The sequence below is a fragment of the Tolypothrix sp. PCC 7712 genome, assembly GCF_025860405.1.
In the GTDB taxonomy this organism is placed as follows: Bacteria; Cyanobacteriota; Cyanobacteriia; order Cyanobacteriales; family Nostocaceae; genus Aulosira; species Aulosira diplosiphon.
Window position 1 is genome coordinate 2,025,859 of sequence record NZ_CP063785.1, and the last position, 14,719, is coordinate 2,040,577.

The window sequence follows — 14,719 nt, forward strand, 5'->3', positions numbered from 1 at the left end:
GGGGCCCCCTCTGGGGATAAGGGGTAATGGGGACTGGGGACTGGGGATGAGGGAGAAATGTTTTCATAACTAGACTTCTTGCAAAAGTCGGGGAAAGAGGAAAGGGGGAAGGGGGAAGGGTTGTGTATTTTTTCTTTCCCCTTGAACCTTTTCTCTTGTTCCAACTCTTGACTCTTTTCATGGAAACTGGTGGACTCAAATTTTGACAAAGCAAATGGGGAACTCTAAATAAAGATCATTTTTAAAAAGAGTGCTATGAATTTGCAAACTAATGGTTCAGATTTACCACCAGTTTCCCATGATACAACTGCCCCAAAGGTAAGCCGCAAAGGGTGGTTGTCAGCGATAGTTAATGGTTTAAGTATTGGTAATAAAATTAAACTAGGTTATGCTCTGGCGCTGGGTGTGGGAATTTTCGGAACTACGGCTGGGTTAGTTTTGGGCGATCGCTATCAGCAACGAGCCTTGGAAAAACAAGAAAATGCCTTTAGGGAACTGAATATACTTTATCGCCTCCAGACAAGTGTTCTTCAAACTCGCACGCATCAACAACAACTAATCCCATTACTAGGAAATCCGGAATTATACAAAGAAGAATACAGCCATATTACTCATGTACATGGGCCACAGATTAAGCAGGTTTGGTCACAACTACAAACCTACACAAAAACATCGAATTATATAGACAACAATCATACCGAGCATATTCCTCACTTGCTCAAAACCTATGATGGTGTAGCACACACTTATTTACAGGAGCTTGATACACTAGTTCAGCAAATTAATTTATCGCCACTTACTCCAGAGAAAATTGTCATCGCGCAACAACAATTATTAAAATTTACTAATAGTGAATTAGCACTCAAATTGGATGGCATTTCTGATGAACTTGTCACCATTATTAATAATTCTTATGGAGAATTAAAAGCCGCAACTAGTGAATTTAATACAGCAGAAAAAATGCGGCTACACATCATAATTGGTAGTATTCTGTTATCAGTGGCGATCGCAGCGCTGTTAGCAGTGTTAACGAGTCGTACCATTACTCGCCCGGTTCAAGCCCTAACAAATATGGCACAGAGGGTTACCAAAGAATCCAACTTTGATTTGCAAATCCCTGTGACAGCAAACGATGAAATTGGAATATTGAGCGATAGTTTTAACCAAGTTTTACAAAAAGTCAAAAGCTTACTAGAAGAGCAACAAGCCGCAGCCCTCCGTCAGCAGCAACTACAAGAAGCCCAGTTAGTTCAAAGTGAGAAAATGTCTAGCTTAGGACGAATGGTAGCTGGTGTTGCTCACGAAATTAACAATCCAGTAAATTTTATCTATGGTAATTTAGAACCAGCTATTCATCATGTAGATGATTTATTAGAATTGTTGCGAATTTATGCCCAAGAAATTCCTCATCCGCCTCTAGCAGTGCAAGATTATGCTGATGAAATTGATGTGGAATTTGTGGAAGAAGATTTACCTAAAGTTTTGCAGTCAATGAAATTTGGTGCCGATCGCGTCCGTCAAATTGTATTGAGTTTGAAAAACTTTTCCCGTCTAGAAGAAGCACAAGCCCATACTGTAAATTTGCACGAATGTATTGATAGTACGCTACTTATTCTCAATAACCGCATCAAAAAAGGGATTACAGTTGAGCGTAACTATGGCGATATTCCTGAGATTGAAGGTTTTGCTGGTTCACTATATCAGGTATTCATGAATATCCTCAACAATGCGTTAGATGCATTAGACGAAAAAGATAATATTCAAGAACCACGAAAAATTGCGATCGCCACTGAACGCCAAGATAATAACTCTGTAGTTCTTCGCATTACAGATAATGCTTCTGGTATTCCCCTAGAAAATCAAGCAAAAATTTTTGAAACTTTCTTCACCACAAAACCCAGGGGTGTGGGTACGGGAATGGGACTTTCAATTAGTTATCAAATTGTCGTTGAGAAACACAGGGGACAATTAACCTGTCAATCAGAGGTAGGAAGCGGTACAGAATTTATGATTTGTCTTCCCATTCGCTTACAACCTCCTGAAGTATCATCTCTAAAGAGCAGTTCGAGTATATATCCCAGTTGTGAAATATCTCCTGTAAAAATTAGTTTTGGATAGATTACCAGGTTCAAAAAATTATGCGACCGATACATGAATTTCAGGCTCATATTTGCGCGCTTTGACGAATTATTCATGTGTTGCTGAGGGTGTAACTACTCAACTTTATTGATTTTTTCTATAATTATTCTTCTACTCAAATATAGTTTTGGTTGGTTATAACAGAACTGCAGGCTTTGGTAAGCAAGGCTACTGGCATGAATCAATAGCATAGAACAAATACTGAGATTAGATAGTTGCCAACAGCTTAATTAACCAATTCAGCCCTATTTTCTGTCAACAGGAGCATTTAGATGCCAACGGAAACGACATATCTAGAGCTTTCGGATGGTAAGTCACATAAGTTCTATGAAGTCACAATCAATGATGTAATTGTTTACCTACTACTTACACTTCCCTGCAGCAGTAGCACTTCCTGAAGCTGCTAAATCAACACCATCTATAAGGAATTCACAATTCAAAATTCAACTATTATGATGTTCGGATTTTTTCACTATCCCTCCCATGTAAACAGTTTCATTCCTCATGGGCATTGTTATCTCTGGAAAACAGGACTAGTGTGGCTCCACATTATTTCTGACGCGACAATTGCCTTGGCTTATTATTCTATTCCTCTGCTACTGCTTTACCTGATTTCTAAACGCAAAGATGTCCCTTTTAATGGAGTTTTTCTCTTATTTAGTGCTTTTATCCTTGCCTGTGGTACTGGACATTGGATGGAAATTTGGACGCTTTGGCATCCCGATTACTGGATTGCAGGGGTTCTAAAAGCTTTTACTGCCATTATTTCCATATATACAGCATTTACATTAATTCACCTCATCCCTCAAGCTCTCACACTACCGAGTCCGGCTCAGTTAAAAGCTATTAATAAAGACCTTTCACATGAAATTATTGAGCGCATCAAGACGGAACAAGCCTTATTACGCATTAGTAAGGCGGTGGAAAGCGTTAGTGATGCTATTGGAATAGCGGATGTTACAGGTAAGTCAATTTATCAAAATCCTGCCTTTATTAATTTGTTCGGTTATACAGTTGACGCACTGAATGCTGCTGGCGGGCCAGTCGCAGTTTACAACAACCCAGAGCAAGCACAAAGTGTCTTCACTGCTATTGGTAACGGTCAGTCTTGGCGCGGTGAAATTACTATGCAACAAGCTAGTGGTAAAACAATGCAAATCGATTTACGGGCAGATGCTATCAAAGACCGGACTGGTAAGATTATTGCTTTAGTTGGTGTTCATACAGATATTACTGAGCGTAAGCAAGCAGAAGCGCAACTACAAACTGCTCAACAATTTATGTGTTCTGTAATTCAAGCAATGCCTATAGCAGTCTTTGTTAAAGATGCTAGTGATCTGCGTTTTGTTTTATGCAATCGCGCCGCCCAAGAGTTGGTTGGTGCCAGCGCTGATGAAATATTAGGCAAGACTGATTATGATTTATTTCCTCAAGCAGAAGCTGATTTTTTTACCCAGCGAGATCAAGAAGCACTAACTAGCAAAAAAGTTATAGAAATTCCGGAAGAGATAGTTCACCCAAAAAGTGGCAATGGTAAAACCCGCATTTTGCATATTAGAAAAACTCCCATTATCGATTCTCAAGGTCAGCCCAAATATTTGCTAGTAATTCGAGAAGATATTACAGAGCAGAAACAAATTCAGGCTGCACTCACAGCCAGCGAAGCCAAGTTTCGTAGCTTGGTAGAAAATGCTAACGATGCAATTTATGCCATGACACTTGATGGCATATTTAGTTATCTTTCTCCTAACTTCACGCGTATGTTTGGATATGAAATATCAGAATTTCTGGGGCAATCTTTCATGCCGATGATTCATCCAGACGATGTGCCAAATTTTATGGAGTTTCTGCACAAAGTTGCCCAAACAAGCCAAAAACAAGCTGGACTTGAGGTAAGAGTTAAACGTAAAGATGGCACTTACGGCTGGATTACATCCAATACTTCCCCCGTAATTGATACTAATGAAGGGGTTGTCAGTTTTCAAGGTATCATTCGCGATATTACGGCTCGAAAACAAGCAGAAGCGCTACTCCAGCAGCAAGCAATAGAACTAGCGCAGACTCTCAAACAATTGCAAACTACTCAATCCCAACTCATCCAGAGTGAGAAAATGTCTTCTCTAGGTCAATTAGTAGCTGGAGTTGCCCACGAAATCAATAATCCAGTCAATTTTATTTATGGCAATCTAGCTCACGCTAACAGCTATACTCACCAACTGCTCAATCTAATTCAGCTTTACCAAAGCAACTACCCAAATCCTGTAGAAGAAATTCAACAAGAAATTGAAGCTCTTGACCTTGATTTTTTAATAGATGACTTACCAAAAATGTTTTCTTCTATGGAAGCAGGTGCCGGGCGTATCCGTCAAATTGTGGATTCTCTGCGGACTTTCTCGCGACTAGACGAAGCTGAATTGAAAGCAGTAGATATTCACAAAGGTATCGAAAGTACCTTGATGATTTTAGATCATCGCTTGAAACTAAAGCCCAACCAGCCACAAATTCAAGTAATTAAAGATTATGGCAATTTACCTTTAGTTGAGTGTTATGCTGGGCCGCTGAATCAAGTATTTTTAAATATTTTGGCAAATGCTTTAGATGCATTAGAAGATTCATTAATCCAAGGAAAACTTACACATAACCAGCCACAAATTAGCATTTGTACTCAACAGCTACCCAGCAAACAAATAGTTATCCGCATTATCGATAATGGCCCTGGTATTCCCGAGCAAGTTAGGCAAAAGTTATTTGACCCGTTTTTTACTACCAAAGCTGTAGGTAAAGGTACTGGTTTAGGTTTGTCTATTAGCTATCAAATTATTACTGAGCAACATGGTGGTTCGTTACAGTGTATTTCCTCACCCAACGAGGGAGCAGAATTTATCATTGAAATTCCAGTTGCACAGATGAATAAGTAATAAGTAGGGCGGTGCATTTAAAGATAATTAGTTAGGGCTGTCATTTGTCTTTCTCTGGATAAAAATATTACCTGCTATTCTCTTTGCTGAATTGAAAACCCATCTCTAGAGCGTTAAGCTATTAAAGCTCAATGCCTAACATGGTTATTAGTGTTTTTCTCATCATCAGGTGTTATGAATAATCCCCTTTTAGACTACAATCCCAGTGGCGTAGGTGAAATTAATGGTAACCTCTTAGGTTTACCCTTCGATTACGAATCGGCAAACCTGATTGTGTTTGCTGTACCTTGGGAAGTTACAGTTTCTTATGGCGCAGGAACCGCCAACGGCCCGCAGCAGATTTTGGATGCATCCATTCAATTAGATTTATTTGATTTTGATAACTCTGATGGTTGGAAACAAGGAATTTTCATGATGGAAATTCCCCAGGATATTTTAGAAAAAAATGAATATTATCGAGGTTTAGCTGCAAAAATTATCGAACGCCTCGCCCAAGGGAAAGCACTGACAGATGCGCCAGATTTAACACCTGTGCTTACGGAAATTAATCAGGCTTCGCAACAAGTAAATCAATGGTTGTTTGAGAATTGCCAAAAAGCAATTAATGATGGTAAGCGAGTCGCGGTGATTGGGGGCGATCACAGTTCGCCTTTAGGATATTTTCAAGCTTTAGCAGCTAAGTACCCTGATTATGGCATTTTACACTTAGATGCCCACGCAGATTTACGGGATGCATACGAGGGCTTTGAGTTTTCTCATGCGTCGATTATGTTTAACGCCATGAAAATACCGCAGATTAGCAAGTTAGTCCAGGTGGGTTTGCGGGATATTTGCCACGATGAAGTGCAAATAATTGACGAATCGGGCGATCGCATCATCGCTTATTACGACCCAGCTATCAAACAAAAACTCTATTCGGGAACAACTTGGATTAATTTGTGTCAAGAAATTGTCAGCCATTTACCGGAATGCGTTCACGTCAGCTTTGATGTTGATGGTTTAGATCCTAAACTCTGCCCAAGTACAGGGACTCCGGTTCCTGGTGGCTTGGAGTTAGAACAAGCGTTTTGCCTGTTCCGCGAATTAGTAAAGAGTGGCAGAAAAATTATTGGCTTTGATGTCTGCGAAGTCGGTGATGCTGAGTGGGATGGTAATGTCGGGGCGCGAATCGTTTACAAACTAGCGAATTTCATGGATTTATCGTGGCGATAAATCGGGCAATCGTGGGCTGAAAATCCCCGATTGCTTATCATGTGTACTGCTAAAAAACAACTGCCTTTAGACAGATGCATAAATATTCGTTGGTCTGTCAGATTAAAAACGTGAACTCAAATTACACTCACTGGAGATGAGTTTTTCGGTTCTACTCACCCAATTTGCCAAGTTCGCGGCAATGAAAGTGAAAGTCAATTGCAGATATCGAGGAAGAATTGTCTTCCCATATCTCAAATAAAGTCCAAGTGACAGGGGCTTTTGACTTCTGAACCCTATACAGCTATGAAAATCGCACAAATCGCACCCCTGTGGGAACAAGTTCCGCCTGTAACCTACGGTGGAACAGAGCTTGTAGTGAGCCGTTTGACCGATGAACTGGTACGCAGAGGTCATGAAGTGACACTATTTGCATCCGGTGATTCTCAAACTCTAGCTCGTTTAGAAGCTGGAAGTCCGCGTGCTTTGCGTTTGGATACTAGCATTAAAGAACCCATCATGTATGAACTCATGCATGTTGGGGAAGTGTTCCAACGCGCTGATGAGTTCGATATTATTCACTCCCATGTTGGCGTTTGGTCGTTACCTTTAGCGAGTGTTGTCTCCACCCCAACAGTGCATACCTTGCATGGTATTTTTACCAACGACAATACTAAAGTATTTCGACAATACAAAACGCAACCATTCATCAGCATTAGTGATGCTCAACGGTTGTTAAATCTTAATTATGCTGCCACTGTTTATAACGGTATCAGCGTCGAAAAATTCCCATTTTTTGCTGAACCCCAAGATCCACCATATTTAGCCTTCCTGGGACGCTTCTCACCGGAGAAAGGGCCACAACATGCGATCGCCATTGCCAAAAAGACAGGTTGGCGCTTGAAAATGGCTGGTAAGGTCGATGTAGTCGATAAAAAGTTTTTTGAAGAAGAAGTTGCTCCCCATATAGATGGTAAGCAAATAGAATTTTTAGGCGAAGTTAATCACGGACAAAAAGCTGAACTGTTGGGTAATGCAGCAATTACTCTGTTCCCTATCACCTGGTGCGAACCCTTTGGGTTGGTGATGGCTGAATCTATGGCGACTGGTACACCAGTGATCGCCATGAATATGGGTTCTGTGTCAGAAGTAATTGCTAATGGCGTGACTGGTTATGTTTGCCAAAGTTACGACGAAATGGCAGATATGATTCCTAAAGCGTTGAAACTCAGTCGCCAAAAATGCCGCGAACATGTCGAGACTAAATTTAGCGTCACCCAAATGGTTGATGGCTATGAAGCAGTCTACGAAAAAATCGTTGGCGATCGCAACTTCAGACATTGGTTCAATGCTGCGATCAGAAACTCTTTAGAATCTCTCACATCTTTAAAACGCTAGTCAGAAATTTCTGTCAGCAAATCTTCCTTAGCCTTCAAAAGCCTTCAAACTTGTACAAACTAAACAGTAAATAATCAATCTATATCTGCTCCCCTAATACGGGAGCTTTTATTTTTTCCGGAATAATCAACTACGTTATCTGTTAACAGTCAACAGTCAACAGTCAACAGTCAACAGTCAACAGTCAACAGTCAACAGTCAACAGTCAACAGTCAACAGTCAACAGTCAACAGTCAACAGTCAACAGTCAACAGTCAGCAGTCACCACACCCTCACAAGAGTATGGTTAAGCTAGATAAAGTCATATTAAGTATTAATAATGTCTAGTATTAAACAGCACGTAGGCACTTTCGCCAAAAAATTTGTTCCTTCTCATAGATTTCTGCGAACACAAGAATCTACGATTGACAGCATCCACGTTATTCAAACAGCGCTAGATGTGCAATCGATTAAAGTCCTGAACTGGAATATTGCCAAGAAAAATTATGACAAAACTTGGTTACAGGATTTTTTCAATATTCTTGAGGAATATCAACCAGACCTAATTTTCTTACAAGAATTCCGCCTAGATGTAGATGCAGAGAAAGTCGCAGAATTGATAAATATGAGTTGGAATTTTGCGCCTAACTTTATTGATGCTCATCATCAAACTTATGCGGGAATTTTCACGGCAGCTAAAATTAGTCCCTTAAAAAAGAGAGCTATCATCACAAAACATTATGAACCAATTATTAAGACTCCTAAAGTTTCTCTAATGACTGAATATCCTCTATCTCATCACCAAGATAGCCTTTTAACTATCAATAGCCATTTAATAAATTTTGTAAATATTAGTAAGTTTAAAACTCAACTACATGAATTAGAAACTGCCCTATCTACCCATCAAGGGCCAATAATCTTTGCCGGAGATTTTAACACTTGGAGTCGAAAACGAGCATTACTTTTATATAAAGTAGCTACTAGCTTGGGATTAATGCCAGTAGCTTTTGCGCCTCACCAAAGTAAAAAAATTAAACGCTTCTTGTTATCACCACCTTTAGACTATATATTTTACCGAGGACTCAATGAACAACAAGCCAGCGCCAAAGTACTAGAAAATATTAATTCATCAGATCACAAGCCATTATTGGCAGAATTTAGTTATATCAATAATTAAAATAATTAATATAAATTGGGAATGCTTATAGATACTGGTGCTATAACTTTTTTTAGTGCAGCTACAGTTGTGGTTCATGCTTTAGGAATCGCCCATGCAGCTCATGCCGTGATGAATGTTCGTTCTTCTCAAGGTGCGATCGCTTGGGGAATTTCTTTAGTTACCTTTCCTTGGCTAGCTATTCCCTTGTATTGGATTTTAGGTAGAACTAAATTTCATGGATATGGAGAAGCCTTGCGCTTAGTTTATGCACAGCACCATAAGCTAGCTCGTCAAACATACAATGATATTGCCAAATTTAAAGTCCCGCTATCAGACAAAATAGCGACTTTGCAGCCATTAGCCGAGACATTTACAGGGATTCCTTTTACATCAGGTAACGCAGCCGAATTGCTGATTGATGGTAAGAGAACTTATGAAGCTATGTTGAGTGCGATCGCCTTCGCCACCAATTATATTTTGCTGCAATCTTACATCGTTAATGATGACCAAGCCGGTCATAAGTTTAAAGAAGCATTAATTGCGAAAGCCCAGCAAGGAGTTAATATTTACTTTCTCTACGATGAAATAGGTTCTAACAAATTATCTCGTTCTTATCTTCAATCTCTCCGCAAATCTGGTATTCAAGTTAGTGCTTTTCACACCACCAAAGGTAAAGGTAATCGCTTCCAACTCAACTTTCGTAACCACCGTAAAATTTTAGTAGTAGATGGAGAAATAGCTTTTGTTGGTGGTTTAAATATTGGCGACGAATATTTAGGAAAAAATCCCCGCCTTAGCCCTTGGCGAGATACTCACATGAAACTTCAAGGGCCAACTGTCCAAAGCTTACAAGCATCTTTTCTGCAAGATTGGTATTGGGCGACTCGCCAATTACTTGATGTCAGTTGGCAGATTAAACCGAATCGCGAACTCAATCAAAGTGCATTTGTACTTCCCACAGGCCCCGCAGATCGTTTAAAAGCCTGTAATCTTTTCTTTGTCAATGCCATCAATGAAGCTCAAACTCGCCTATGGATTGCGACTCCTTATTTTGTCCCAGATGACGCTACTTTAACAGCATTGAAACTCGCTGCTATGCGCGGTGTAGATGTGCGAATCCTCTTACCAAATCGCCCCGATCATTTATTCGTTTATCTCTGTTCTTTTTCCTACTATAGCGAAATGGAAGCATTTGGAATCAAACTTTATCGCTACAAACATGGATTCATGCATCAAAAAATTATCCTTATTGATGATGATATGGCAGGGGTAGGAACGGTGAACTTAGATAATCGTTCATTCTTCCTCAACTTTGAAGTTATGGGTTTTGTGGCTGCACCCCAATTTGTAGCCAGTGTAGAGAAAATGTTAAAGGATGATTTAGCAGTTTCTGTTGCTGTTGATTTCTCAGAATATAAAAGAAAGCCTCTGTGGTTTAAGTTAGCTGTGCGAATATCTCGGTTACTGATGCCGTTGCTATGAAAGACAGAGCAAAACAGAATTAAAATAGTACAATTAAACTATATAAGGAAAGAAAATTTTTTATAGCCTTTTGTCTGAGAGAGTATCAAAGCTAGCTAATGATTTACCAGGTTGAAGGAGGTGCTTACAGTGCTGTCATGTTTTCAAGTAGCAGATTATTTTATCTGGTTAGCAAATGAAACAGGCGCTTTCATTAGTAATCTGAAGCTGCAAAAGCTTGTTTACTATGCTCAAGCTTGGCATCTTGCACTCCATGAAACTCCTCTATTCCCAGAAGATTTTCAAGCATGGGTACATGGCCCTGTGATTCCTTCTTTGTACCAAAAGTATAAGAATTAGGACTAACGCATTGACAAAAAATATTATTGATGTGTACTAGGCAGCACAAGTATTGGTGAGATTGTCCACAATATAATCACGCACAACTAAAGTAAACAAGTTTCTTTGTAATTCATACCAATTAGAAATGATGTTTTCAGACCGCATTAGCTCTAAACGAACAAATGCTTGAAGTGAGCAAAATATGTGTGTTTTAATTGCATGGCTATCTCTAACCCTTACGGGTTCGCCAGTTGCTTCAAGTCGGGAGACCCGCCCAACGCACTGGCTCACCATAAATCGACAAATTCCACATACTTGTTTTATTGCTCTGTGAAAACTTTCTATTCCCCAATGAGTATCATGAATTGTCACAAATTCACTGCGAGTTATTTGCTGAAGAGCTTCAGCATCTGGTAGATACAATATATAATGTCTAGAGTCTTCTTTTTTGAAGACTTTCCTAAACAATTTGATAAATCCAAATTCTCTCAGATGAGTTACCAACCCTTCATCAGGAATCTCTAAACCACTTACTTGGCAATACTTTCCTGGTTCATTAGAGACAGTTCTATTTTTCTCAACCCCAAATAGAAAACCCAATTTCTGGTTTCTTAAAAATTTTAAGTTTTCTACTCCTGAGTACCAACTATCTCCTGTTACTAGCCTTGGTTTTACACCCCAATCAATTACTTCAATTAGCATCTCTTGGAAATAATCGTTCTTCGTTTTCCCCTCCTTTTTATCGTATATTCTGTAATTTATTGGTACTGAGCTTCCATGTATGTCGCTGTAATACAGCGTAATTAAATTTATCCCTTTGATACTTTTATGATATTTACCTGACCAAAAATAACCGATTAATTCTGCATATTTTGGATTACTGTACAGTTTTTCTATGACTGTGTCGTCTACACTTAAAATCCCTCCTGTCAAGTTAATAATAGTCTTTACCGTACTGAACAAATCATAGGGAGCGTATCTCTCCCTCAACAAAAAACGGTTCACACTATCATGTGAAACATTCCCCAATATTTCTGCTAACCTACTGCATCCTCCATGCTTCGGTTCCGATAACAAAAATAGAGTGTAATGTTCCAGATTGCATTGTGCTGTTGAGAGTTTACTGATTTCTCTGATTGTCCGATACCTATTTGTAGACAACACTTTTTTCTTAACGCATTATTTTATCATTCTGTCAATGCGTTAGTCCTAATAAATTAAAATTACATTAGCTGTAAACATTAATAAAAATCAATCCAAAATCTGTCTTCTCCCAAAGGGAGAGGCTACGCCAAGGAAAGTTTGCTCAACGGGGGGAACCCCCGCACGCAACTTTCCGCAAAATCCCAAATTAATTAACCCCCATTTCTCTCTACAGCTATGCGAGAGGATGGAGGTTAATTGATGTATTCAATAATGTCAAAATGCGACTTTAATAAAATATTAACTGTTTGTTTGAAAATAACAAACACAATAGCTTAAAATCTGAAAATTCCGACTTGCAAATGTCCTGAACACTTAATTAATAAATGACAGGTTAAATCAAAATAAAATTGAAAATCTAGAAACAGCGTACAAATTTGGTGTTGAGATTCATTTTTTACTTTTCATAATTCAGCCTTTTTGTACTAGTGCGTACATTTGAATTTTGAATTTTAAAGTTGAATCTTGCACTTCATCAGCCTGTTTGAACTTCCAGATTGCCGTTACGGATAGCCCATGCTAGGTCTAACAGTTGAGTCCAACGCTTTTGCAGTTGTTTGGGGGTACATTTAAGTGTTTTAGCGATCGCTTGGTCGCTATGTCTGGCTGTTTTTAACTGCAAAATTTGCTGTTGCTGTTCAGTCAGTAGACCTAAAAAGGTTTGCCACTGTTGAGCAGATAAGCCCAATCTATGCTCTAAACCAGCACCTAACCATTGATGTACCAATTGCCAATGATGTTGCTTGGCGAATTTTTCTACATGATATTTAAAGCGTTGTTGTAGATAATCGCGCTGACGGCTGGTGAGACCAAGAATTTGGTCAATTTCCGGTGCAGATAGGTCTTGTAATTTCAAGGTGAGGTAATCTACACAGTCAGATTGACCTTGAGATTCAAGATAATTAATTAACTCAGTAATAACGCGATCGCGTTCTGATTCTTCTGAGGGATCGAAGTTGGTTTGGGCGATCATCTGGGATCTCAGCTGTTGTACCGCCGAGTTACGCTGGTAGGCTTCGCCTTCTTCACTCTTAGCAGACTCTACCGCCATTTCAATATCTACGGTAGTTTCTTGGGGCTGGCGACGCGCAAAACCTTGGGCGCGTAAGATAATTAACTGCTGACTAGCGCTACCAGGTAAATTGATGCGGCGCTTGGCATACTGTTCTGTAAATGCCATGTATTCCGCTAATTGTAACTGAGTGCGTGGGGTGTAATCTTCAGCTAGTTCATTTTCCCGACGGAAAGCTTTGATAGCTTCGATATAAAAGGCTTGCAGAAAATCTTCAATCAGGTTGTAACGACCCTGAAATCCCATATCTGAGCCGGAAATAGTCACGTGACGGTAAACCATAGCACCGAGACTGCTATGTAATTCTACCCGACCTCTGCGCGATCCCAGTTGGTAGTAACGCAGACATTTTTGCAAACGATGTCTCGCTAAAGTTAGCTGCCAAGCTTGGATTTCTCCCGAGGTTTGGATGCGGGCGCTTTTATCACAAATGCGTTCCACTTCCTTTGCTATGCGTTTTGCTACCGCTTGCACACACCCAGGTGCAGCTTTTACTTGGGCTTGAATTTCTTCAACTAGCAGTTGCATCAAAGTATTAATATTACTGGCTATTACTTCGTCAGTTGCAGCTTGGAAGTCAAAAGCGGATGTAGAAGTTGGTAGATTAGCAAGGTTAGCTTTCATAACTTTTTCCAGGAAATGGTATTGCACCTTATAACAATGTCGTTTCAGCACCTGAGTTGTTTCTTGATTGGTGAACATTTTTGTATTCATCATCAAGACTCCCTGTGAGCACCGCTCACATATATGACTGTAGGCAATCTGAAAAGGTTACAGGGAAGGTATTGTGTCGGTTTTTTCAAAAGCAACCTCATGACTAGTAGCACAGGGGATTTATCATGATCTAAAATCAGCCAAAACTCTTGCTGCGCCGAACTTTGCCGTCAGCTGCTTCTAGCCGTTCTTCACCCTGTATTTAGGACAATTGTTAAACTGGAGCTTTTTTAATTAGATTTTCCGAAATCGACGAATTAGGTTGTGAATTATACTCTCTAAACCCATGCTGCTGCTGCTTCCCAACCTAAACCTTGTCGTGTAATCATTGGCTGATCTCCAGTTAGATCTAATATTGTTGACACTTCATATGTGGGTTCTTCGCCAGTGTCAACAATAATATCTACCAAGCTATCCAAACGGTCAAACAGTTCTACCTGAGACATATTAGAGTTGGCGCTAGCTTCAAATATCTCATCATCTTCCTCATCCTCATCTGGCGGCAAATGAGCGGAAGTAGAAATAATGGGATTGCCCAGTGCTGTCAGTAATGCTAAACATACAGTATGGTCTGGTACTCGTATGCCAGTAGTTTTGCGCTTGGGATTTTGCGCTAGACGTGGTACTAACTTTGTTGCAGGTAACAAAAATGTGTAGGGCCCTGGAATCAGGCGCTTCATAATTCGATAGCCTGTATCACTTACGAATGCATAAGTTGCCACATTTGACAGCGAAGGACATAAAAATGTCAGTGGTTTATCATTCGCTAGCTGCTTAATTTGCCGTACTCGTTCCACCGCCGATTTAGCATTTAAATCACAACCAATTGCATAGACTGTATCAGTAGGGTAGAGCATTACTGCGCCGCTAGAGAGTGCCGATTTTATTTCCTCTATTCGGCGGATTTGAGGATTATCAGGATGGACTGTGAAAATTTTTGCCATAAAAAGTTTAGGAAGGAAAATTGAGGGTTGTACATTGCCAGGAAAATATAAAATTGAATACTAGGATAGGCAGTAAAGATAACTATATTTAAAACTGCGAAAACATCCTCAAAAGTTATTCAGTTGTCAGTTGTGAGTTATCAGCTTTTGCAATTTGTACTGTTAACTGATTACTATGTACTGATGAGTAATTTTATAT

10 protein-coding genes are annotated in these 14,719 nt (G+C 39.6%); 7 read left to right on the top strand and 3 right to left on the bottom strand.

Features of this window, described 5'->3' with window-relative positions; all coding sequences use genetic code 11:
* Positions 1–255: 255 nt before the first annotated feature.
* From HGR01_RS08190 to HGR01_RS08220, 7 genes are all read left to right on the top strand, one after another.
* Positions 256–2,118 (top strand): ATP-binding protein, encoded by a 1,863-nt coding sequence (locus tag HGR01_RS08190; RefSeq protein ID WP_081583967.1) that lies wholly within the window; start codon positions 256–258, stop codon positions 2,116–2,118.
* A 557-nt stretch (positions 2,119–2,675) separates the two neighbouring features.
* Positions 2,676–5,057 carry a PAS domain S-box protein gene (locus tag HGR01_RS08195; RefSeq protein ID WP_052335140.1) on the top strand — a complete coding sequence of 794 codons (2,382 nt, stop codon included), beginning with the start codon at positions 2,676–2,678 and terminating at the stop codon, positions 5,055–5,057.
* A 174-nt stretch (positions 5,058–5,231) separates the two neighbouring features.
* The gene (speB, locus tag HGR01_RS08200; RefSeq protein ID WP_045869576.1) at positions 5,232–6,269 is read left to right on the top strand and encodes an agmatinase SpeB; all 1,038 of its coding nucleotides are present in this window, start codon (positions 5,232–5,234) and stop codon (positions 6,267–6,269) included.
* Positions 6,270–6,554: 285 nt separating this feature from the next.
* On the top strand, positions 6,555–7,646 hold the full coding sequence (locus HGR01_RS08205) for a glycosyltransferase family 4 protein (protein WP_045869575.1): 1,092 nt from the start codon (positions 6,555–6,557) through the stop codon (positions 7,644–7,646).
* Between the two features lie 319 nt (positions 7,647–7,965).
* Complete coding sequence (locus tag HGR01_RS08210) at positions 7,966–8,802, top strand: endonuclease/exonuclease/phosphatase family protein (protein ID WP_052335139.1); 837 nt, start codon at positions 7,966–7,968, stop codon at positions 8,800–8,802.
* Positions 8,803–8,823: 21 nt separating this feature from the next.
* Positions 8,824–10,266 carry a cardiolipin synthase gene (cls, locus tag HGR01_RS08215; RefSeq protein ID WP_045869574.1) on the top strand — a complete coding sequence of 481 codons (1,443 nt, stop codon included), beginning with the start codon at positions 8,824–8,826 and terminating at the stop codon, positions 10,264–10,266.
* Between the two features lie 129 nt (positions 10,267–10,395).
* Entirely contained in the window at positions 10,396–10,605 is a 210-nt protein-coding gene (locus HGR01_RS08220) for a Panacea domain-containing protein (RefSeq protein ID WP_235623030.1), read from the top strand.
* A 36-nt stretch (positions 10,606–10,641) separates the two neighbouring features.
* Here HGR01_RS08220 and HGR01_RS08225 read toward each other — a convergent pair whose 3' ends face one another.
* From HGR01_RS08225 to HGR01_RS08235, 3 genes are all read right to left on the bottom strand, one after another.
* The gene (locus HGR01_RS08225) at positions 10,642–11,664 is read right to left on the bottom strand and encodes a transposase (RefSeq protein WP_081583864.1); all 1,023 of its coding nucleotides are present in this window, start codon (positions 11,662–11,664) and stop codon (positions 10,642–10,644) included.
* 601 nt (positions 11,665–12,265) lie between these two features.
* Positions 12,266–13,486, bottom strand: coding sequence for a HetZ-related protein (locus tag HGR01_RS08230; protein WP_045869711.1), 1,221 nt, complete (start codon positions 13,484–13,486; stop codon positions 12,266–12,268).
* Positions 13,487–13,854: 368 nt separating this feature from the next.
* Positions 13,855–14,520: an L-threonylcarbamoyladenylate synthase gene (locus HGR01_RS08235; RefSeq protein ID WP_045869573.1), complete on the bottom strand. Its 666-nt coding sequence runs from the start codon at positions 14,518–14,520 to the stop codon at positions 13,855–13,857.
* Positions 14,521–14,719 lie beyond the last annotated feature (199 nt).

Bases quoted from the DNA above. Each gene is read 5' to 3' on its own strand.
- HGR01_RS08190 (WP_081583967.1), top strand. From the start codon at position 256: ATGAATTTGCAAACTAATGGTTCAGATTTACCACCAGTTTCCCATGAT.
- speB (WP_045869576.1), top strand. From the start codon at position 5,232: ATGAATAATCCCCTTTTAGACTACAATCCCAGTGGCGTAGGTGAAATT.
- HGR01_RS08205 (WP_045869575.1), top strand. From the start codon at position 6,555: ATGAAAATCGCACAAATCGCACCCCTGTGGGAACAAGTTCCGCCTGTA.
- HGR01_RS08210 (WP_052335139.1), top strand. From the start codon at position 7,966: ATGTCTAGTATTAAACAGCACGTAGGCACTTTCGCCAAAAAATTTGTT.
- cls (WP_045869574.1), top strand. From the start codon at position 8,824: ATGCTTATAGATACTGGTGCTATAACTTTTTTTAGTGCAGCTACAGTT.
- HGR01_RS08230 (WP_045869711.1), bottom strand. From the start codon at position 13,486: ATGAAAGCTAACCTTGCTAATCTACCAACTTCTACATCCGCTTTTGAC.
- HGR01_RS08235 (WP_045869573.1), bottom strand. From the start codon at position 14,520: ATGGCAAAAATTTTCACAGTCCATCCTGATAATCCTCAAATCCGCCGA.